Below are 19,374 nucleotides of genomic sequence, written 5' to 3'. Positions count from 1 at the left end.
TCCATGGATATGTCCCGTTAGCTGGTTGGGGGGGCTGTAAACCGGCCTAGAGGCCCGGCTGCAGGGCTACCGTTCGCGTCAACATGAGTGCGGGAGTACATCACTCAAGTAGTCAAAGCTGCCCTAAAACCCTTGCGGGGTATCGTGTTCCAGGGATCCGCCACCACCTCGCGGGGATCCCTGGGCTGCGTTTTGACTGCCTTGACCTGCATTTTGACTACCGCATGTGGCTGGGTAAGTAGCCGGACAAGTGTCACAAGTGTCACTCGTGTCGGATCCCTTGCCTGGAGCCGCTTCCAGCGGTGACCCTTCTCCGAGCAAAGTGTCACCAGGGATCCCTGAAGTGTCGCTAAGTGTCACCGCCGGTGGGGGTAAGACTTCATCCAGAGAGGCTCGGAGTCGGGTAGTTTACGGGAGAACGCCAGCCGCCTTGGCCGGCCCAGTTGGCGGGTGTGGGTGGGGTGGATCCCTTGCGGAGAAGTGGGTGGTGATTTTGGATCGGGCTGTGCGTCTGGAACGGGAGCTGTTGGCGCTGCAATCTGAGCACCCTGCTAGGGCAGCCCAGTACCTGCTCCAACTTGGCTACGAGGTGCGTGATTCGAGTCCCAGGGCAGTCGCGTGAGGGATCCCAACGAGCGGGGCTGGCACGAGGCTCAACTGCCCCGAAGGGAGATCCGCCGGTTGGCCACTGAGGCAACCCACACTGGAGTGCGGATAGAAGCTGGCCAGATCGTCGCTAAGGCACGCAATCGGGCCACCCCCACGGGTGTGGGGATGCCAACTAGTTAAGCATGCAAGCGGCCCAGTGGATCCCCCCTCAGAAGACCTCGGATAGGGCAGCGTCGAATTGATCGCTGGGGATAAGGACAACCCAGGTCTCGGTGAAGGGATCCCGGAGCATCACCACGCGGCTGGGGTCGAAGCCGAGCCGGATGGCCTCATCCCGCTGATAGGCCAGCTTCCAACTAGCCTCTTCCTTGTTGCCTTGGACGGAAAAAGTCAAGATTGGCGTGGGTATCTTGGAGCTCATTAAATAGCTCTCAACCGTTCGCGTCAGCGGGACGGAATCCTCACTCAACGAAGTCTCTCTCTTCATCAAGAGCGCTGAGAGAGTCCCACCTTCTATGGTCAATCGGCAGAGACAGAGATGGATCCCTAAATCCTGGCGTAAGTACAGCTTGAATAAGGTAGCAGACAAAGCTGGCACATTTTTCTGTTTCTATCGCTACTTGTCTTTCCGAAAACCTAACTACTATCCAGCCGCTTTCTGCAAAGAAATCGTCTCGCTGGCTATGTCTATTGTCATCTAGTGCATGATGTGGTACTCGCTGACCATTGTTCTGGTACCAAGGTTCGTCAACTTCAACATCGATAAGTAGAGTTCTATTGTTACTAGATACTTGTATTGCTATGTCGGGCGTATACGGAAAATCAAATCCTGGAACCTTTAGGGAGGCTTGTTCAGGTAGAAACTTAACTGGAAGGTTTTCCATCTTTATTATCAAGGCTTCTCTCAGCCGGCGATCATACCTACCTGCGCGAGCACCCTGACCTAAGAAAGGTTGGCATAAATCTAGAGGTTGAAATATCAGACCATTTTCCCAGTCCCTTATGATTTGAGCTACCTTGTTTTGATATTCGCGCCTATATTCTTCGACTTGTTGTTTGTAATCTGACTCTATGCGATCGCACTCTCTTCTCCAAAGGACAAGTCTCTCCTCATATCTTTTTTGTTCTTGATGATAACTTCGCATTTTTCTTTCATATTCTTCTATTCTCTCTTCATAAGTCCAGGATTCGTATAAGAATTGGGCTAAGGTAGCCACGCCTGCAATCCCTGCCAAGATTAGAAAGAATGGCGCCTCAGCAATAATCAGCGCAATTAGGGTAGCAACTCCAGCTCCAGTTGACAGGGCAGCCTGGAGCTTGTCCATTACACGGGTTGGGATCTCTGGTAGTTGCGGCTTAACTGGTCGAGGGGGTAGTTGAGGCGGCTCAGGTTTTCTGGGGGGAGGGGGCAGTTCTGGCCCTCTCAGTTGCAGGCTGATAGGGGTAGGGAGAACTATATAGGGATAGCAGTCCCTCCGCTCATATTTGAGGATGGGGTGGGGCTTCCAGCTCGGCGTGTGCATTGTCTTGACCTGGCACGTTGTCCCGTAATATGCCAGAGGCCACTTTTCCAGTCAATTCTCCCTGACGGCTGTAACAGCCTAGCCGCAAGGAATCCCCTGTTAATGAACGGCTCTGAAGATCTGCAGGCTGCCGTCCGGCTTCACCACCACCTTCTTCTTGCTTTTGGCTGTCGCGTAAGAGAAGACAATCTGACGTGGATTTAGGTTAGGCTTAGGCGGCTCTTCCCCCTGTGCCTTGGCCCGCAACCGGTCGGCCATCGCAAACAACCAGCCCAGGTTGAGGGTGTACGCAGGCTCGAATCCAGGGATCCCTAGATCCGTCTCGCCCAGCTCCCCTGCAATCTCGCCCAGCTTTCCGTACAAAGCCACGCCAAGGATGGGAGGGGCGTTGACTCGCTTGGGGGGCAGGGAGATGTGGTCTATCCGCTCCCACTCCCCGCTATCGGCTGTCTTATTTGCTTCTGCATTTCCGTTAGTCAAGTAGTCAAAGCTGCCCTCAAGCCTTTGCAGGGTAAGGCTTTCAGGGCTGACTACGGTGTGGTCAGGTTTAGTCAAGTAGTCATCGTGTTCCAGGGATCCGCCACCACCTCGCGGGGATCCCTAGGCTGCGTTTTGACTGCCTTGACCTGCATTTTGACTACCGCATGTGGCCGGGTAAGTAGCCGGACAAGTGTCACAAGTGTCACTCGTGTCGGATTCCTTGCCTGGAGCGGCTTCCGACGGTGACCCTTCTCCGAGCAAAGTGTCACCAGGGATCCCTAGTGTCACCGCCGGTGGGGGTAAGACTTCATCCAGAGAGGCTCGGAGTCGGGTAGTTTACGCTGGCCCGCTGGGGGCAGGGATCCCTGCTACAGCGCCCGGTCGCTTGAGCGAAGTCGAAAATCTGGCTGCAAATGCTGAGGCAGCGCCGGGTCGTCTCGTAGGCCTCCCTGGCCTCGATGCGCCTCAGGATTTCCAGGATGTCCGGGGGTGTGATGTCCTCGATTGGGCGGGATCCCAGCCAAGGCAGGATGTTCCTGTCCAGCCGCTGCCGGGTGACTTTGGCGTGGGTAGCCACCCACTTCTTCTGGTTGTTCTCCAACCACTCCTCGGCTACCGCTCCGAAGGTGTTGACAGACGCCTTCCGCTCGGCCTCTCGCACCAGCTTGGGATCCCTGCCAAGGGCTATCTGCCGCCGCATGGCAAGGTGAATCTCGCGGGCCTCTTTGAGACCTCTATAGGGATACTTGCCCAGGCCCAGTCGGTGTTCCCGGCCACGGAAGCGGTACCGGAACCGCTACAGCTTGGAGCCGTTCGGCCTCACCTCTAGGTACAGCCCATCCCTGTCCGGCATCTGGGAGGGCTTGTCCTTGGGCTTGGCGTTCCTGATGGCCACGTCCGTCAGTGCGATATCCCACCCCGCCTAAATATCCACGGCTGTGTCCCGTCTTGCCGTGGATTGACTACCGTGGATATCAAATGCCCAAAAACCTTGCCAGTTAAGGCTTTGGGGGATTTAGGTGGATGTTGGCAAACTAGGCTTTGACGGAGAGGGTGGGATTCGAACCCACGGTGGCTTGCGCCACGGCAGTTTTCAAGACTGCTTCCTTAAACCACTCGGACACCTCTCCACCTTAACCCCGGCCGGGATCCGCCGTCTCTACTATCTTAGGCTGTGCCCTTGCCGGTTGTGCAGCTAACCGCTTGTGGGGAAGGACAGGGATCCGCTATAACCCACCTGAGGGATCCCTGGCTACGGATGAGAGGAGACTTTTGCCCAGCTCAGGGGCAACTTCTGGCTTGGCCAATGCTAGCCTTGCTGGCTGCCTGTCGCCCTTTGCCAGAGCCACCTCCTTCCAAAGCTGCCCCGCTGGATCCGGTGCTGCGCCACGTTGGCGAAGATGGCACCCATTTTGCGGCTTCCGTGGGCGATACCCGCGCTCTCCCTCCCCACTTCCCGCCACAGTTGCAGTTGCCCGAAGCTACCGTCCTCTCTTCCGGGCAAATCTGGGATCAGGAGGGGGGGCTGGCTTCCTTGCTCTTGCAGACCTCTCAGCCTCTGGAGGAGATTGCCGCCTACTACCGCCGTACCCTCTGGGGCGAGGGCTGGGATCTCCTCTCGGATCTGGAACAGGCCAACGGCATCCGCACCCTTGTGTTTGAGTCTCCCCCCCACCCTGAACAGTCCCTGCACCAGGCCGTCATTCAGGTGGGATCCCCCCGCCGCGGGCCGGATCAGGTGGAGTACCGCGATATCTTGATTTTGCTGAGTACCGTTGCCCCTGTCGGCAAAGCGCAGCCTGCTGCTGCAGCCTCTCCTTGAAGCATGCCCGTCTATACCCAAGCAATTGAAATTGCCGCTGACGTGGCGCGGGTGGAGCGCTGTCTCATTGACCCGGAGCTGATGCGGCGCTGGCTTAACCCCCTTTTGGGCTGCGAGGCCCTGGGATCCCCTACGGGGCAACTGGGCAGCCGCTACCGCTTTTTCCTGCGCCTGCCTCTCATTTCCCCCAGCCTGGACTGCGTGATTACCGAGCGGGCTGAGGGCCTGGTGCAGTGGCAGTTTGAGGGGTTTTTTCAGGGCACTGACCGCTGGGAGTGCCGCCCCCAAGCGTCGGGAACGCTGTTGGTGAACCGCTTTGAGTTTTCCATCCCCAACCCCTGGGTGGCGGCGGGGTTTTACCTAGTGGCAGCAGAGCTAACCCGGCACGACATGCGGGCACAACTGCGACGGCTAAAGGCAGTGGCCGAGGCTTTGGGTTAGGCTGGTGGCAGGTAGTAAAGAAACGTAAAAAATGGCAATGACCAGCAACAGCGGCCTGTTCAACCGTCGCTTTTTCGACAACTTCATCCCCCAGCCGGCCAACAGCCCTCTGCAGATTGGCGAGCTGGCCCCCGACTTTGAGCTGCCCAATGTACACGGGGATCCTGTGCGCCTGTCGGACTACCGCGGCCACCAGCCGGTGGTTCTGGCTTTTACCCGCATTTTCACAGAAAAGCTCTTCTGCCCCTTCTGCTACCCCCACATCCAGGAGCTGAAGGCCCGCTACGAGGAGATCCGGGCCCTGGGAGCAGAGCTGCTGATGATTACCAGCACCGACCCGGTGCAAAGCCAACAGATCCAAGCCGACCTGCAACTGCCCTACCCGCTGTTGGTGGATCCAGAGTGCAAGACCTTTCGGCTCTACGGTGTTGGCCAAGCGCTGGGGGCGCCCCTGCCGGGCCAGTTCATTGTGGATCGCGAGGGGAGGCTGCGCTATAAGCACCTCTTCTCCTTTGCCGAGCCCAACGCCAGCACCGACGAAGTGCTGCGGGTCTTGCGGGAGGGGCTAGCCAGCGGCTGGGACGGAACCCGCCGGGTGGCTCCCGTGCCCTTTTTCTAAGCTGTCTCTAGGCAATTCCGGCAGAGGAGGGAGAAGGGGTGGTCTTTGCGCGGCTGGCTCAGAACAGCGCCCGGCAGGCGGAGATCCTGGAAGTAGTCCTGCGCCACGGCTGGGACTACATGCGGCGCTTACTCTCCTTGGGCAAGGCGGAAGAGCCGCAACTGCCGCCGCCGATGGTGCTGCGCAACATCCTGGTGGATCTGGGGCCGGTTTATGTGAAGCTGGGCCAGTTGCTGAGCACCCGCCCCGATCTGTTGCCGCGGGAGTACATTGAGGCCCTCAGCACGCTGCAGAGCAATGTGCCCCCCGTGCCCTGGAAGGCGGTGGAGATCCTACTGCGCCAGCAGTTGCAAAAGCCCCTGGAGCAGGTATTCAGCAGCCTGGACACGGAAGCAGTGGCAGCGGGATCCATTGCCCAAGTCCATCGCGCCCGCCTGCTCAGTGGCGAAGCGGTGGCTCTCAAGATCCAGCGGCCGGGTTTGGAGGCAATAGTAGAGCGAGATACAAAGCTCATCCGCAGCATTGCTGAGCTGGTGGCGCAAACGGAGTTCGGTAGGCTAACAGATGTGGTGGCCTTGGCCAATGAGTTTTGCCGGGCGCTGCAGGCGGAGCTGGACTTTACCCAGGAAGCCCGCCACACGGAGCAACTGCGGCAACGCCTGCAGGCCAGCCGTTGGTTTGACCCAGCACAGTTGGTGGTGCCGCGCGTCTACTGGTCGCTCACTACCCCCAAGGTGCTGACGCTGGAGTGGATCGAGGGAAAGCCCCTGCTGGAGGCGGATCGCAGTGACGCCGACCCGCAGCAGATTGCCCGCCTGCTCACCCGTGCCTTTTTCCAGCAGATCTGCCTTGACGGCTATTTCCACGCCGATCCCCACCCCGGCAACCTCTTCTACCTGGGATCCGGTCGCGTGGCCCTCTTGGACTGCGGCATGATTGGGCGGCTGGATCCCCGCACGCAGCAGATTGTGCTGGAGCTGATTTTGGCCATCGTCAGCCTGGATGCCCAGCGCTGTGCCGAGCTCACGCTGGAACTGGCCCTGCCGGAAAGTCCTAGGGGCAGCCCGCGGGATCCCGCCGTCAGCCTGGCCCAACTGCAGAGGGAATACGAGCGCCTCTTGCGCCAGTACTACACCCTGAGCGTTGCCGAGCTGGATTTTAGCGAGCTCTTTTCCGAGATCCTACAGGCGGCACGGCGCAACCAGATCCGCATCCCCGGCAACCTGGGGCTGTGCGCCAAGGCCCTGGCCAACCTGGAAGGGATCGCCCGCCAGCTCACCCCAGACTACAATCTGCCGGAGCAAATTCGCCCCCTGATGGCCGATGTGTTTCGGCAGCAGTTGCTGGGGGATGCCCCCCTGCCCTCGCTGCTGCGCACAGCCCTGGATCTCAAAAACCTCTCGCTGCAGTCGCCGCGGCAACTGGAAGTGCTGCTTAGCCGCATCACCTCCGAGACCCAGCGCTGGAACCTGACGGTGCAGGAGCTGGAAGGCCTCCGCACCAGCCTGGATCAGTCGGCCAACCGCCTCTCCTACAGCATCCTGGTTGGATCCCTGATTATTGGCGCTGCCATCATCTCGGCGCAAACCCAGCGCTTCCAGGTCTTTTGGCTAAGCGAGCTGCTCTTTGGCGCCGCCAGCCTGCTGGGGCTGTGGCTCATCCTCAGCATCCTGCGCTCCGGTCGCCTGCGGGGCTAATCCCCTACGCATCTCGTGTTAGCAAAGCAACACAAAAACGGTAGCAGCGGCTTTGCGAGCGCCTCGCCAAATCCCGCAAAGGCCGATTCTTTCGTTGACCCGCTCGATGCCTTGCCCCACAAGGCTTTCAGGCCTCTTGCCCCCCCTCTTCTAGGCCCTTTTTCGCCGTCTTCGACCGACCCCCTCGCAAATGGGTCTTGCATTCCTTGCCCCACTTGGGTTTAATAAGGGTAGAGTTCCCCCTTCGGGGGGATCCCTAGAAATTGGAAACTGACTGGAGATTTAGCAGCGCTTCCTGCGCTGCCGGAGATAGTTCCCCCTTCGGGGGGATCCCTAGAAATTGGAAACGACAGCTCGACTGTGAACGGGAAGAGAGTAACCCAGCTCTTGTTCCCCCTTCGGGGGGATCCCTAGAAATTGGAAACATAAGGGGGCAGAGCCAGTACCCACCCTTGTCGACGTTCCCCCTTCGGGGGGATCCCTAGAAATTGGAAACCATTTCTGAATGTCAAACCCAGCAATTCCCGTCAGGGAGTTCCCCCTTCGGGGGGATCCCTAGAAATTGGAAACGTAATCTTTTCCCCTGGAGGGAGTAAATAGGCCGGCCGGTTCCCCCTTCGGGGGGATCCCTAGAAATTGGAAACTCCCTACCATCAGGAGTTAACCATTTCTTTACAACTTGTTGTTCCCCCTTCGGGGGGATCCCTAGAAATTGGAAACAAGAAGCTGAGGTCTACGTCCTCAGCCTTGCCCGCAGCCTTCGTTCCCCCTTCGGGGGGATCCCCAGAAATTGGAAACATACCAGCGATAGGTGCGGGTACAATAGGACGCATAAAGTTCCCCCTTCGGGGGGATCCCCAGAAATTGGAAACTTCGACAACACGCCCCTTGAAGCCAAGGGACGTGTCAGGGTTCCCCCTTCGGGGGGATCCCCAGAAATTGGAAACGTCCAGCCTGGCAGTGCCGACGATATCCGCGAATTGTTGGAAGTTCCCCCTTCGGGGGGATCCCTAGAAATTGGAAACGCCAACGTAGTTGGCAGCCCGGGGGTGACGGCGGAGACCAGTTCTCCCTTCGGGGGGATCCCTAGAAATTGGAAACTCAGGGTTAGTCACCCTGACACCGTCAATGCTGTGGGTTCCCCCTTCGGGGGGATCCCTAGAAATTGGAAACGAGAAGGGCTATGGTGCTAAGCCAAGCCCTTCTTTTTTCGGTTCCCCCTTTGGGAGGATCCAATGAGCTCAGTGCTGCCAAAGCTGGCTCTGACGTTGGGAGATCCGGCGGGGATTGGGCCGGAAATTGTGCTCAAGGCCCTGGCGGATCCCCAAGTGCAGGCCTGCGCCCAGATAACCGTAGTAGGCGAGCGGCAGGTTTTGCAGGCTGCCCACCGCCTCTTGAAAGCAAAAGGGGTAACGGATCCCTTAGCCGACCCGGCAGCGATCCCAGTCCTGGAGTGCCCCAGCGGCTTCCACCTAGAGCCCTCGCGCGTGGGTCGGGGGGATGCCCAGAGCGGGGCAGCCAGCTTTGGCTACCTGAAAGCAGCTATTGAAGAAGCGCTGCGGGGTCAGTTCCAAGGGATCGTGACCGCCCCCATCGCCAAATACCTCTGGCACCAGGCGGGCTACCCCTTTCCCGGTCAGACCGAAGTCCTGGCCCAGCTCAGCGGGCGCGAGCGCTACGGCATGCTGTTTGTGGCCCGTTCCCCCCACAGCGGCTGGCAGCTCCGAGTTCTGCTGGCCACCACCCATATTCCCTTGCGCCAGGTGCCCCTCACCCTTACCCCCGAACTGGTGCGCACAAAGCTGGACCTGCTGGCGGGATCCCTGCGCCAGCTCTTTGCAATCGCTGATCCCGTCATTGCCGTGGCTGGCCTCAACCCCCATGCCGGCGAACAGGGTCAACTGGGCTCAGAGGAGCAGGAGTGGCTGGCGGAGCTGCTAGGTAGTTATCCCCACGCCAAAATCTGGGGGCCCCTCCCCCCCGACACGATGTGGCTGGCTCCCGCCCAGGCTTGGTATGGCCAAGGATCCCCCGCCGTGGCCGACGCCTACCTGGCCCTCTACCACGACCAAGGCCTGATCCCTGTAAAACTGCTGGCGTTTGATCGGGCCGTCAACCTAACCCTGGGGCTGCCCTTCATCCGCACCTCCCCCGACCACGGCACTGCCTTTGCCATAGCCGGGCAAGGGGTGGCCCGGGCCGAGAGCCTCAAGCAGGCCATCCTGCTGGCAGCCGAGTTGGCCCTTAGCTCCGCCGCAGCGTCTCGATCCCTTCAGAGCTAGCAATAATGGCCTCCGTGGCCATGCCGATAAACAGGCCGTGCTCCACCACCCCCACCGTTCCCTTGAGTTGCTCAGCCAGCTTGGCTGGATCGGCGATGGGGCCAAACTGGCAGTCGAGGATGTAGTGCTGCTCGTCGGTGAGGTAGGGATCCCCGTCGGCATTGCGCCGCAGCACCGCCTGACAGCCCAGGGCCTCCACCCGCGCTAGGGTCGTCTTCCAGCCAAAGCGCACCACCTCCACCGGCACCGGAAAGCGCGTGCCCAGATGCGGCACCTTCTTGGAGGCATCGGCAATAATGATGAGCTGGGCAGCGCTGGCCTCCACCAATTTTTCCCGCAGCAGGGCTCCCCCCGCTCCTTTGATTAGGTTGAGGGATCCCACTTCAATTTCATCGGCGCCGTCAATGGCCAAATCTAGGCGCGGCTGCTCTTCCAGCGTGGCCAGCGGGATCCCTAGCGAGCGGGCTTGTTCCGCTGTGCGCTCCGAGGTGGGCACCCCGATAAACTGCAGCCCCTCCTTTTGCATCCGCTCCGCCAGGGCGCTCACGGCAAAAGCGGCTGTGGATCCCGTGCCCAGGCCCACCACCATGCCCGACTGGACCTTTTGAGCTGCCGCCTGGGCCGCCGCCTGTTTTAGCTCATCTGCACTGGCCATAGTCCAACCAAATTTACCGTCCACTCCAGCTAAAGCCTGGCGGTGCCTCCACCACCTGGCCAAAGAGATCGTAGGGCTCGGCCCGTGTAATCTGCACCGGCACCAGGGATCCCAGGGATCCCGGCCCGCGCACGTACACCACCCCGTCCACCTCAGGGGCAAAGCGGGGGGAGCGGCCAATCCACTCGCCGGTGCGGGGGTTTTCCTGCTCCAGGAGCACAGGCACCACCCGGCCCACCTGCTCGCGGTTGCGGCGGAAGGCGATCCCTTGCTGCAGTTGCATTAGGCGGGCGCGGCGCTCTTTTTTGACGCGCTCAGGCACTGGGTGGGGGAGGTGGTAGGCGGGGGTACCTTCCTCAGGAGAAAAAGTAAACACCCCCACATGGTCAAATTGGTGGCGCTGCACAAAGTCCAACAGATGCTGGAAGTGCTCCTCCGTCTCGCCGGGAAAGCCCACAATAAAGCTGGTGCGCAGCACAGCGTTGGGCAGCGCCTGGCGCAGCCACTCGATTAACCGGTCGTTGACCTGGCCCTGCCAGGGGCGGTTCATGGCCTTGAGGATCTCGGGATGGCTGTGCTGCAGCGGCAGATCCAGATAGGGCAAGAAATTGGGGGTCTCCTGAATGGCCTCCACCACCGCTGGGGTGATGCCCGTGGGGTAGGCGTAGAGCATGCGGATCCAGGGAATGGGAACCTGGCCTAGAGCGCGGATAAGCTCGGCCAGCCGTGGCTCCCCGTACAGGTCGATCCCGTAGTTGGTGGTGATCTGGGAAATGAGGATGAGCTCCTGCACCCCTTCTGCAGCCAGCTGTTCTGCTTCCCGCAGGATAGACTCGATGGAGCGGGAGCGTTGCTTGCCCCGCAGGTGGGGGATGATGCAGAAAGAGCAGCGATAGTCACACCCTTCAGCTACCCGCAGGTAGGCCACCGGCGCGTGGGTGGTGCGATAGCGGGGGACGGTCTCATCGGCAATGTAGTCCAAGCTGGAGGTAACGGCGTTAACCCGCTCTCCCCGCTCCACCCGCTCAATCACCTGGACAATTTGGTGGTAGTCGCTAGTGCCCACAATGGCCACTGCCTCGGGGATCTCCCGCAGCAGCTCCTCTTGGAAGTGTTGCGCCAAGCAGCCGGCGATGATGATCTTCTTGCCCTGTACCGCCAGCTCCATCAGGGTGCTGACCGACTCCCGCCGCGCCGCCTCGATGAAGCTGCAGGTGTTGACGATAACGTAGTCGGCGCTGTCTTCATCCCCTTCCACCCGGTAGCCCGCCTGGGCCAGCAGACCCATCATGTGTTCTGTGTCCACCCGGTTTTTCTCACAGCCCAGGTGCACAACGGCAACGGCCGGTGCTTCCTTTGGAGGAGCGGCAGGGCCGCGAGAGGGTGTAGGCAAAGCGGTCTCCAACCGGTTCATAGCCACAGGAGAGGCCGAGAAAATGGCGACAGCAGAAGTTAAAGCTTTCTTATTCTAGTTCTAGTTGGGCTTCGCTTCTGAAGGCGGGGAGGAGGATCGTCTGCCCACCAGCTCAATCGGGCTACTCCCCAAGTTGAACCCACACCAAGCCAAGAGCTACAGCCACTGCCAGACCGCTGGCCACCCAACTGCAGGGATCCCCTGCCCTCTCTTCTGGGAGCAAGGGCGCTTTTCCGTAGCCCCGCAGGCGCAGCGCCTGATAGACGCGCTCAGAGCGCTCGTAGCTGCGCACTAGGAGAGTGCCTACGGCAGCAGCCAGGAAGGGCAGGTCTTGGCGCAAGGCCGGGCCCGGGCGCCACAGGGATCCCCGCGGTTGCCAGCCCCTCAAGCGGGCTGCTCGTTGCATCTGCTGCCACTGGGCGCCTATCTCCTGCAAATAGCGCTGCGTCAACCAGGCCAGTTCCAGCAGGAGGTCGGGGATCCCTACAGCCCGCAGAGCTGCCAGCAGCGCTGGCAGAGGGGTGGTCTCCACCAGCAGCGTTGCCAGCGCCAACAGGGCCAGGCTGCGCCCGCCAAGGCAGAGCGCCCTCTCCAGCCCCTCCCAGCGCAAAGCCAGGGATCCCCAGCGCCAGAGGATGGTATCTCCCACAACTAGGGGTAGAAGGGCAACGAAGGCGATGAGCAAAGCGCCTGGAGCAGCCAGCCGTCTTAGCCCTTGGCGCAGGGGCAATCCGGAGAGCGCCCAGAGAAGAGCCACCAGCACCCAGACTAGGGGCAGCAAGGTTAAGCGCTGCACCTGGGCGCAAGCTGCCATCAGGGCTCCCAGGCCCACCAGCTTGGGCAAAGGCTGCCAGCGGTGCAGCCAAGCGGGGGAGGGAGGGAGGGGAGCGGGTGGAGAGAACTGCCTTCCCCTGAGCTCCGGGGAGATGACGACCTCGGCCCTATCTTTTGGCATCTTCTCCCAACAGATCCGGTTGCACCCGCTGCAAAAACCGCACCACCCAATGGGTAAACAGCCCCTCCACCGCTGCCAGAGGGAGGTGGGCCATCACCAAGCTGCCCAAGGCCAAGCGCTCTGCTTGGGTGGAGACCGTCCCCTCGCCTAGGAGAGCAGCCATGAGCACCCCATAGAAGAGCAGCGCCGCCAGCCCCACCCCCGCCGCCCCCGCCCAGAAGGCCGCCAACCCAGCTCCCATTGGCCGCCGGCCTGCCCGAAAGATCCCCCCTGCCAAGAGCGCCGGGATCCCCATAATGGCGGCGTTGATCCCCAGCGTGGTCAGCCCCCCGTGGCCAAAAGCCACCGCCTGGAAAAACAGGCCCACCACAATTGCTGGGTAGGCCAAGGCCCCCAACAGCACGCCCAGCAAGCCATTGAGCAGCAGGTGCAGGCTGGCCGGAGGAAAAGGCAGGTGAAGGGAGGAGGCAACAAAAAAGGCGGCGGTCAGCAGCGCCGCTTTGGGGAGTTGGCGGCGGGGATCCTTTTCCAAGCGCTGGAGGAGGTGTAGGCTCCAGCCCGTCAGCAGGGCAGTGATGCCATACCCCCCCAGCCAAAGCGGTGCTGGCAGAAGGCCCTCGCTGATGTGCATGGCTAGTCCTGGCTCAAAGCAGCAGCACCTCCTGGGGAGTCGGGGAGTTCTGGGCCTTGGGAGGGACGGGGTCGGGAGAAAAACAGGGCCGTACCCAAGCACCCCCAGAGGATGCAGGCAGCCATAACCCCCCGCTGCAGAGGGCCAAAGGAGGAGCCGTTGGGGATCCCCTCTGCCTGCATAGCCGCTTCGCCCACCGGCACATTCACCACCACGCCGTGGCCGGCCTGGCGAATGCGCACCTGCCACAGTCCCTTGAGCTCAGGATCCGGCTGCAGCAGAAATCGCCCCTGCTCATCCGTTTGCCCTTCCTGCCAAGGGGTGGTGGGATCGGTGGGTGCAAACACCGTAACGCGGGCAGAACGCAGCGGCTCGCCGGAATCGTAGCGGGCTTGGATCTCGAAAGTGGGAACGGCCCGCCAAGAGGCCTCCACCCCATGAGCCCAAGCCGGAGCAGCCAGTAGCAGACCAAGAGCCGTCAGGCTCAGACGCCAGGAGGGATGGGAACGGAGGCGGAGTTTTGACCGGTTCATAGGCAAGCATCTCACGGCTTTAGTCTCTGCACCTTGGCCAGCCAAGACTCAGGGCTCCGTCCCGCGAGCCAGGCAAAGAGCTGTCCTTGCCCAAGACGCTGCGGCAACGGTCCTCCCCCACCTCTTTCCAGCTTGGCAGGATCTCCAAGATGACCTTTGCAGCAGGGGATCTGTCGTGAGAGGCTATGATCCCTCCTCAAAGCTCAGCGCTCAACCTTCCTTCCGGGCAACGACCAATACCTGAGATGGGAGGCGCCTTCCCCTGGCTTGGCTACCAGGTACTGTCCTAGCCAAACACAGGCTGCCTTGCTGTCACAATCCCCCGCTGGGGCATCTTGCTACTCCTGCGCCAGGTTTCCAGCCCGCACCCAGCCCTCTTGCCCGTTCTGCCGCCGGATGCGCTGCCACCGGCCATCGGCGCTGTACTCCAACACCGTCACCACCTCGTCCATGGGCAGGCCGCCAATGTAGGCTCCTTCCCGCTCGGGAGTGGCCCGCAGGGCCAACCCCCTTGGCTCAATGACCCGTCCCCGTACCCCGGGAGTAAGGCGGGTTTCTCCAGCTGGCCGAACTGGCGAAGGGGTGGACTTAGGTGGAGATTCAACCCTAGTAGGAGGTGCAGAGGGTGGAGCCGAGGCAACTGCTGCTCCTTCCACAGGGCCCAAATTGCCCGCCCGCACCCAGCCCTCTTGTCCGTTCAACTCCCGCCGCACCCGTTGCCAGCGGCCATCGGCGCTGTACTCCAGCACCGTCACCGTTTCCCCCACCCCGATTCCCCCTTGGTAGGCTCCATCTGCCGACGGCTCGCTGCGGATGGCTAAACCAATGGGCTCGATTACCCGCCCGCGGCTGCCAGGGGGAAAGGCAGGGGGGGTGCCAGTGGTCGGTAGGGACTCCCTCTGCGTAGCGCGAGCAGAGGGGGAACTTGTGGGTCTGGGCAAAGGCTCGATGCGCACTGCTCGAGGAAACTGAGGCACCGCAGGAGGAGCCAGTAGGGGGGCAGTAAACTGCCACACCTGCCAGCCCAAAGCAGCCAAAGCCCCTACAGAGATGCTCAGGGCCACCAAGGTGCCGAAGGGAAAACCGTTGGCAGCAGGAGAAGAACGGCCTCGCATCGGGTAGTTAGCTATCCAAAACTCAGCTCCCAAGAAGCTAGTGACAAAAGCCAAGAAAAGGGCCTTGTCAAGGCTTGCACCGGAGCATCTCTAGTACTTCTAGTTTCGCCTCTGGGTGCTAGCTTGGGGAGCTACCTACCGAGGGGCAGCGTTTGACTTCTACTTAGTGAACATATTCTCCCAGTCGGTGGTGAGAACTTCGTGGCCAAAGGTCCAGCCAGCCAGGAGCAAGGGCAAGGCCAAGCCCAAGAAGCCAAAGAAACTGATGACCTGGGCAATTTGCCGCTGCATCCTTTTCTTTTTGGGGTCGGGGATGGAATTGGCAGCTACTGTGAGCTTGGAGCACAAGGCCACCACCACCGCCCCCGCTGGCCCCAGCACTAGCGATGGCCACAGCCAATCCGCAACTTGGGCAAATGCGTAGGCACCGGTGAACGGGATAATGACAAAACAGGCCAGCTCCAGGATCCCCCAGGTGAAGAGGGCCAACTGGAGATCCTTGCGAAAGACTGCGTTGGGATCGTACATAAGCCTCTGGGAGGAACCATCACCATGCCACTCTAAGGCTTGGCTGGCGAGTTGAGGAAAGAAGTGCCCAGCTTGCAAGCCGAGGTATTAAGAACCTGAAGCAGTCTGTTGCCTCTGCTGTAATTTAAATAGGCCGCCTGGGTCGGCTGCTTTCTCCAACTCAGGCCAAGGATGCCCTGCTAGCAAAGCTCTTCTGCAAGTTTTCACCCTACTATGTCCCGCATCCTCGTCATCGATGACGATCCCAGCATTTGCATGCTGCTCAAGCGGTATTTGCAGCGCCAGGGATATATGGTCGAGGTGGCCGCAACCGGCGCCGAGGGCTTGCAACAGTTGCGGGCTTTTCAGCCGAACTTGGTGATTTTGGATCTGAACCTGCCAGATGTTAGTGGCTACACTCTCTGCCAACAGATGCAAAAGGAAACCGGCGTGTACGTATTGATGTTAACTAGCCGAGTGAATCCTGCCGACAAGCTGCAAGGGTTTCAGCTAGGTGCAGATGACTACCTAACCAAACCCTTCAGCCTGCCGGAGTTACAGGCACGGGTGCAAGCTATCCTGCGCCGAGGACGGACAAAAACCAAGATTGCAGGCGCGCCGGTTTTGACTTTTGCCTCTTTGGTGATTGACCCAACTACCCGAGAAGTCACCCGCAACCAGCGCCCAATTCACCTGACAGCTTTGGAGTTTGACTTGCTTTACACCATGGCCCGACACCCAGGGCGGGTCTGGCGGCGGGCTGAGCTAATTCAAGAGGTGTGGGATTTTAACTATGAAGGGGATGAGCGGGTTGTCGATGTCCACATTGGCCAAATTCGCAAGAAATTGGAGACTGATACCAGTCAGCCCGAGCTAATCCGCACTGTGCGCGGCGTTGGCTACAAGTTTGAACCCCCCACTCCCAAAGAGGGGTAGTCAGCACTCCCCCCCTGGGAGAGGGGCTAGGGGGGAGGGCACGCTAATCTAGACGACGACCTGTTAGGCGCACAAAAATATCTTCCAGGTTAGCAGGGCGCACCATCAGGCCAGTTTTGTCCGGCTCAGCTTCCAACTGCCGCTGGGCCTCCGCCAAGCTGGGGAAAAAGGTGTAGCTCACTTCCTGGCCGGGGCGGGAGCGCACCAGCAGGGCTTCCCCGTACTTGGCCCGCAACTGGTCGGTGCTGCCCAGCTCGATCAGCTTCCCGCCATCCATGATGCCGATGCGGTCGCACAGCTCCTCGGCCTCCTCCATGTAGTGGGTGGTAATCAGCAAAGTCATCCCCTGCCGGTTGAGATCCCGCAAGATCTCCCACAGTAGCCGCCGCGCCTGGGGATCCAACCCAACGGTTGGCTCATCTAGAAACAAAATTTGCGGCCGGTGCAACAGCGCCCTGGCCACTTGCAGGCGCCGCTTCATGCCGCCCGAGAGGGTCTTCACCTTGTCGTGCCGGCGGTCGGCCAGCTTCACGTATTCCAGCCACTCCTCGATGCGCCGCTGCCGCTCCGGGTTGGGAAGGTGGTGCATGCGCCCATGAAACTCCAGGTTTTCCCAAACTGTCAGCTCTGCTTCTAGGGTGATGGGCTGCAACACCACCCCAATCTGCCGCCGCACTGCCAAGGGATCCCGCACCACGTCGTAGCCCCCCACGTAGATGGATCCCTGGCTGGGACGGGTGAGGCTGGTGAGCATGCGGATGGTGGTGGACTTCCCAGCCCCGTTGGGGCCCAGCAGAGCAAACACCTCCCCCTGTGGGATCCGCAGGCTCAAGTCCTGCACGGCCACCTGCTGCCCAAAGCGCTTCCATACCCCCTGCATTTCCACTGCTGCCGGCTGGGTCTGAGGCAGGGCCGGGGCCGTCGAAAGAGCGGTTACAGTCGGCTCCATCTGCGGGTGTAAAGAAATCTTTCTTCTCCAGCATACGTCAGTTGAGCCACAGGTCTTAACTGGGGATCCCTGCTGCGTTATCTCTCGAGCTCTTCCGTGGCTGTGATCCCATCCTCTGTCAATCTTGCTGGAGCTTGCAAAATAGTAGACACTGCCCCTGAAAACTGCACTTACAAGGTAAAAAAATGCAGAGCAAAGACCGATTTGACCAAATTGACTTCCGCCTGGATCGCCTAGTTGGTGCCGTGCTGACCCTAGCCGAGAGCGTCAGCTCCATCAAAGACGACTTGTCTTATTTGAAAGGCATTGTTCAGCAACAAGTGCTGATGACCCAGGAGCAAACTGCCTGTCTGGGAGAGCTGAAGGTCCTTTGCCAGCAGCAGGCGGAGACGGCCCGTCGCCAAGCGGAAACAGTTGACCGCCTCATTGCCCATCTTTTGTCAGCTCAGGATCCCAGGTCGTAAGGGATCCCCAAAAGGCGTGCCAAAATGGCAGCAGAGCTGAGGTTGTCCGCCGTTGGAGTTCCAGCAGGGTTCTGTTGACGCAGAAGAGTTGCTGGCCTTTTTTCGCTGTCGGCGCCTGCCCTACCTAGATCGCTTTGGGCCTCAAGAAGCCAAGCTGCCGCCGGAAAAGCTGCTGGAGCAATGGCGTCGGGATCGCCAAGCTCTGCAAGCTGCTGTGCTGGAGCAATTCCCTGGCGAACAGGTGGCGCCGGGCAATGAAGCTCTTTTAGCAGCCATGGCAGCAGGGACAGAGCGGATCTACGGCGGACAGGTCGTAGCAAAGCTGTTCTGGGAAGTGGATCCCGAGGGAGTTGCTGAGGCGGAGCCTGCCGGCTCTGCAGTTGCCCTCGCCCCTTCCCCTGAGACAGAGGTTGAGCTCCACTCCACCGCCAAGACACCCTCCAACCCTGCACTGCCGCCTGCGGCTGTTCCAGAGTTTCGTTCCCTTTGGGTAAGCAGCTCCCTGGATCTCCTGATTCGGGATCCCTCTGGCATTGGCAAGGGCCAACCCTCCTACCTGCCAGTGCACATTCGCACTAGCAAGCGACCCAAGCCGGAGTACGAATTGTTGCTAGTGCTGCAGGCAGAATTGCTGGGATCCCTGCAGGGGCAGCTGCCCAAACGCGGCTTTTTGATTCTAAAAGATGGGAAGTGGCACCCTGTCCACCTCAGCCGACGCCGCGCCCAGGTGCGCCGCCTGCTGCAAGAGTATCTGCGCTCCCTTGAGCAGCCGGAGCCGCCCCAGGTGTTGATGGCCCGCAGCCGCTGTCATCTTTGCCACTGGCGGGAGCACTGTCGACAGCTAAACGCCGCCACCCAGCCCCTCAGCCTGCTGCCAGGCGTAACCGGATCCCGCTATCCCCTGTTGCAAGAGGCAGGGATCAACTCGATTGAGGCCTTAGCTAACGCCCGCCTGGAGATGCTCCAGGCTATCCCCAAGCTGGGAGACGGCGTGGCCCTGCAACTGCAGCTTCAAGCCCGTGCCACCCTCAGCCGCAAGCCCCTTTGGCTGCAATCCCCGCCGCAAGCTCTGCCAACAGCGTCCGTGGAGCTGTACTTCGATATCGAGGCGGATCCCCGCCACAACGTCGCCTACCTGTTAGGCTTGCTAGTGGTAGAACAAGCAGAGGGAAACACAATTGTCAACTACCACGGCTGCTTGGCTGCCGAACTGCAGGAAGAAGGGCAAGCCTGGCAACAGTTTTTACAATTGGTTCAACGTTACCCTGAGGCGCCCATCTATCATTTTCATGACTTTGAAATACAGACTTGCCGACGCCTGGGGGAGCAGTACCAAACGGATCCGCGAGAGGTGCGACAACTGTTGCAGCGCTTCGTGGATTTACACAGCTGGGTTCGACGCTCGGTAGTGCTCCCCATTGAGAGCTACTCTCTGAAAAACATTGCCCGCTGGCTGGGGTTCAAGTGGCGACTACCGGAGGCTAATGGAGCCCACTCCATCTATTGGTACAGCCAGTGGTTGGAAACACGAGATCGCCGCTATCTGGAACAGTCACTCATTTACAACGAGGACGACTGCCGAGCTACCTATCACCTTAAAGCCTGGTTAAGTCAAAGTGCGGCTCTTGAGTCCGTTAATAGCCTCTCCCTGCTAGCTGACGGGACTGCAAGCGCCGCGGTGAGTTGGTTGGGGAAAAAGAATCCCCCTAGTGGGGGCTGAGGGTAGGTGGGCTGGCACCGAG

The 19,374-nt window shown here is 60.3% G+C and carries 22 protein-coding genes, 1 tRNA gene, 1 pseudogene and 1 CRISPR repeat array; of the genes and pseudogenes, 8 read left to right on the top strand and 16 right to left on the bottom strand.

Translation table 11 applies throughout. From position 1 onward, the window contains the following. Positions 1-104 precede the first annotated feature (104 nt). The 8 genes and pseudogenes from NW822_RS03795 to NW822_RS03760 all read right to left on the bottom strand — a co-directional run bounded on the left by NW822_RS03795 (position 105) and on the right by NW822_RS03760 (position 3,742). A complete protein-coding gene (locus NW822_RS03795) occupies positions 105-266 on the bottom strand; it encodes a hypothetical protein (protein WP_414403581.1) in 162 nt (53 codons plus the stop codon). Positions 267-817: 551 nt separating this feature from the next. After that, on the bottom strand, positions 818-1,030 hold the full coding sequence (locus tag NW822_RS03790; protein WP_414403580.1) for a hypothetical protein: 213 nt from the start codon (positions 1,028-1,030) through the stop codon (positions 818-820). A gap of 40 nt (positions 1,031-1,070) precedes the next feature. Further along, positions 1,071-2,132, bottom strand: coding sequence for a hypothetical protein (locus tag NW822_RS03785; protein ID WP_414403579.1), 1,062 nt, complete (start codon positions 2,130-2,132; stop codon positions 1,071-1,073). 99 nt (positions 2,133-2,231) lie between these two features. Further along, positions 2,232-2,687: a hypothetical protein gene (locus NW822_RS03780; RefSeq protein ID WP_414403578.1), complete on the bottom strand. Its 456-nt coding sequence runs from the start codon at positions 2,685-2,687 to the stop codon at positions 2,232-2,234. After that, positions 2,684-2,818 carry a hypothetical protein gene (locus NW822_RS03775; protein WP_414403577.1) on the bottom strand — a complete coding sequence of 45 codons (135 nt, stop codon included), beginning with the start codon at positions 2,816-2,818 and terminating at the stop codon, positions 2,684-2,686. The genes NW822_RS03780 and NW822_RS03775 overlap by 4 nt, the downstream gene beginning before the upstream one ends. Positions 2,819-2,919: 101 nt before the next feature. Next, positions 2,920-3,273 carry a tyrosine-type recombinase/integrase gene (locus tag NW822_RS03770; protein WP_414403723.1) on the bottom strand — a complete coding sequence of 118 codons (354 nt, stop codon included), beginning with the start codon at positions 3,271-3,273 and terminating at the stop codon, positions 2,920-2,922. Next, positions 3,274-3,507: pseudogene (locus tag NW822_RS03765) on the bottom strand (Arm DNA-binding domain-containing protein); the annotation flags it as partial. A gap of 150 nt (positions 3,508-3,657) precedes the next feature. Further along, positions 3,658-3,742 (bottom strand) — tRNA-Ser (locus tag NW822_RS03760). 176 nt (positions 3,743-3,918) lie between these two features. On the opposite strand from NW822_RS03760, the gene NW822_RS03755 reads away from it, so the two are divergent. From NW822_RS03755 to pdxA, 5 genes are all read left to right on the top strand, one after another. Further along, positions 3,919-4,434, top strand: coding sequence for a hypothetical protein (locus tag NW822_RS03755; RefSeq protein ID WP_414361247.1), 516 nt, complete (start codon positions 3,919-3,921; stop codon positions 4,432-4,434). Positions 4,435-4,437: 3 nt separating this feature from the next. Beyond that, positions 4,438-4,875 (top strand): SRPBCC family protein, encoded by a 438-nt coding sequence (locus tag NW822_RS03750; protein ID WP_414385635.1) that lies wholly within the window; start codon positions 4,438-4,440, stop codon positions 4,873-4,875. Positions 4,876-4,912: 37 nt separating this feature from the next. Then, positions 4,913-5,494, top strand: coding sequence for a peroxiredoxin family protein (locus tag NW822_RS03745; RefSeq protein ID WP_414403576.1), 582 nt, complete (start codon positions 4,913-4,915; stop codon positions 5,492-5,494). 38 nt (positions 5,495-5,532) lie between these two features. Further along, complete coding sequence (locus tag NW822_RS03740; RefSeq protein ID WP_414403575.1) at positions 5,533-7,191, top strand: ABC1 kinase family protein; 1,659 nt, start codon at positions 5,533-5,535, stop codon at positions 7,189-7,191. Positions 7,192-7,426: 235 nt separating this feature from the next. Next, a CRISPR array of direct repeats spans positions 7,427-8,364; the repeat unit is 36 nt; unit sequence GTTCCCCCTTCGGGGGGATCCCTAGAAATTGGAAAC. Between the two features lie 62 nt (positions 8,365-8,426). After that, positions 8,427-9,473 carry a 4-hydroxythreonine-4-phosphate dehydrogenase PdxA gene (gene pdxA, locus NW822_RS03735; RefSeq protein ID WP_414403574.1) on the top strand — a complete coding sequence of 349 codons (1,047 nt, stop codon included), beginning with the start codon at positions 8,427-8,429 and terminating at the stop codon, positions 9,471-9,473. Here the strand turns inward: pdxA and rpiA are convergent. From rpiA to NW822_RS03700, 7 genes are all read right to left on the bottom strand, one after another. Next, complete coding sequence (gene rpiA, locus NW822_RS03730) at positions 9,436-10,128, bottom strand: ribose-5-phosphate isomerase RpiA (RefSeq protein ID WP_414403573.1); 693 nt, start codon at positions 10,126-10,128, stop codon at positions 9,436-9,438. The two genes, pdxA and rpiA, sit on opposite strands and share 38 nt — an antisense overlap. Positions 10,129-10,141: 13 nt before the next feature. Then, positions 10,142-11,521, bottom strand: a complete 1,380-nt coding sequence (gene rimO / locus NW822_RS03725; RefSeq protein WP_414403572.1) for a 30S ribosomal protein S12 methylthiotransferase RimO — start codon at positions 11,519-11,521, stop codon at positions 10,142-10,144. Between the two features lie 142 nt (positions 11,522-11,663). Further along, positions 11,664-12,497 (bottom strand): cobalt ECF transporter T component CbiQ, encoded by an 834-nt coding sequence (gene cbiQ / locus NW822_RS03720; RefSeq protein ID WP_414403571.1) that lies wholly within the window; start codon positions 12,495-12,497, stop codon positions 11,664-11,666. Then, positions 12,484-13,128, bottom strand: coding sequence for a cobalt transporter CbiM (gene cbiM, locus NW822_RS03715; RefSeq protein ID WP_414362976.1), 645 nt, complete (start codon positions 13,126-13,128; stop codon positions 12,484-12,486). The genes cbiQ and cbiM overlap by 14 nt, the downstream gene beginning before the upstream one ends. Before the next feature lie 2 nt (positions 13,129-13,130). Continuing rightward, positions 13,131-13,661, bottom strand: a complete 531-nt coding sequence (locus tag NW822_RS03710; protein ID WP_414403570.1) for a hypothetical protein — start codon at positions 13,659-13,661, stop codon at positions 13,131-13,133. 338 nt (positions 13,662-13,999) lie between these two features. Beyond that, positions 14,000-14,830, bottom strand: a complete 831-nt coding sequence (locus NW822_RS03705) for an SH3 domain-containing protein (protein ID WP_414403569.1) — start codon at positions 14,828-14,830, stop codon at positions 14,000-14,002. A gap of 105 nt (positions 14,831-14,935) precedes the next feature. Then, entirely contained in the window at positions 14,936-15,304 is a 369-nt protein-coding gene (locus NW822_RS03700; RefSeq protein ID WP_414362981.1) for a hypothetical protein, read from the bottom strand. 213 nt (positions 15,305-15,517) lie between these two features. Here NW822_RS03700 and NW822_RS03695 point away from each other — a divergent pair, with 213 nt between their 5' ends. After that, positions 15,518-16,219, top strand: coding sequence for a response regulator transcription factor (locus NW822_RS03695; RefSeq protein WP_414403568.1), 702 nt, complete (start codon positions 15,518-15,520; stop codon positions 16,217-16,219). Between the two features lie 43 nt (positions 16,220-16,262). Here NW822_RS03695 and NW822_RS03690 read toward each other — a convergent pair whose 3' ends face one another. Next, complete coding sequence (locus NW822_RS03690) at positions 16,263-17,168, bottom strand: ABC transporter ATP-binding protein (RefSeq protein WP_414403567.1); 906 nt, start codon at positions 17,166-17,168, stop codon at positions 16,263-16,265. A 185-nt stretch (positions 17,169-17,353) separates the two neighbouring features. Between NW822_RS03690 and NW822_RS03685 the strand changes: the two genes are divergently transcribed. Both NW822_RS03685 and NW822_RS03680 read left to right on the top strand, forming a co-directional pair. Continuing rightward, positions 17,354-17,632: a hypothetical protein gene (locus NW822_RS03685; RefSeq protein WP_414403566.1), complete on the top strand. Its 279-nt coding sequence runs from the start codon at positions 17,354-17,356 to the stop codon at positions 17,630-17,632. 52 nt (positions 17,633-17,684) lie between these two features. Continuing rightward, positions 17,685-19,352 carry a TM0106 family RecB-like putative nuclease gene (locus NW822_RS03680; protein WP_414403565.1) on the top strand — a complete coding sequence of 556 codons (1,668 nt, stop codon included), beginning with the start codon at positions 17,685-17,687 and terminating at the stop codon, positions 19,350-19,352. The last annotated feature ends 22 nt before the right edge of the window (positions 19,353-19,374 follow it).

This window comes from Synechococcus sp. H70.2, assembly GCF_047462275.1.
Lineage (GTDB): Bacteria > Cyanobacteriota > Cyanobacteriia > Thermostichales > Thermostichaceae > Thermostichus.
Note: the sequence above shows the minus strand (reverse complement) of the source record. Positions and strands in the feature narration are given on the sequence as shown.

Bases quoted from the DNA above. Each gene is read 5' to 3' on its own strand.
- NW822_RS03790 (WP_414403580.1), bottom strand. From the start codon at position 1,030: ATGAGCTCCAAGATACCCACGCCAATCTTGACTTTTTCCGTCCAAGGC.
- NW822_RS03785 (WP_414403579.1), bottom strand. From the start codon at position 2,132: ATGCACACGCCGAGCTGGAAGCCCCACCCCATCCTCAAATATGAGCGG.
- NW822_RS03755 (WP_414361247.1), top strand. From the start codon at position 3,919: ATGCTAGCCTTGCTGGCTGCCTGTCGCCCTTTGCCAGAGCCACCTCCT.
- NW822_RS03750 (WP_414385635.1), top strand. From the start codon at position 4,438: ATGCCCGTCTATACCCAAGCAATTGAAATTGCCGCTGACGTGGCGCGG.
- NW822_RS03745 (WP_414403576.1), top strand. From the start codon at position 4,913: ATGACCAGCAACAGCGGCCTGTTCAACCGTCGCTTTTTCGACAACTTC.
- pdxA (WP_414403574.1), top strand. From the start codon at position 8,427: ATGAGCTCAGTGCTGCCAAAGCTGGCTCTGACGTTGGGAGATCCGGCG.
- rpiA (WP_414403573.1), bottom strand. From the start codon at position 10,128: ATGGCCAGTGCAGATGAGCTAAAACAGGCGGCGGCCCAGGCGGCAGCT.
- cbiQ (WP_414403571.1), bottom strand. From the start codon at position 12,497: ATGCCAAAAGATAGGGCCGAGGTCGTCATCTCCCCGGAGCTCAGGGGA.
- cbiM (WP_414362976.1), bottom strand. From the start codon at position 13,128: ATGCACATCAGCGAGGGCCTTCTGCCAGCACCGCTTTGGCTGGGGGGG.
- NW822_RS03710 (WP_414403570.1), bottom strand. From the start codon at position 13,661: ATGAACCGGTCAAAACTCCGCCTCCGTTCCCATCCCTCCTGGCGTCTG.
- NW822_RS03700 (WP_414362981.1), bottom strand. From the start codon at position 15,304: ATGTACGATCCCAACGCAGTCTTTCGCAAGGATCTCCAGTTGGCCCTC.
- NW822_RS03695 (WP_414403568.1), top strand. From the start codon at position 15,518: ATGTCCCGCATCCTCGTCATCGATGACGATCCCAGCATTTGCATGCTG.
- NW822_RS03690 (WP_414403567.1), bottom strand. From the start codon at position 17,168: ATGGAGCCGACTGTAACCGCTCTTTCGACGGCCCCGGCCCTGCCTCAG.
- NW822_RS03685 (WP_414403566.1), top strand. From the start codon at position 17,354: ATGCAGAGCAAAGACCGATTTGACCAAATTGACTTCCGCCTGGATCGC.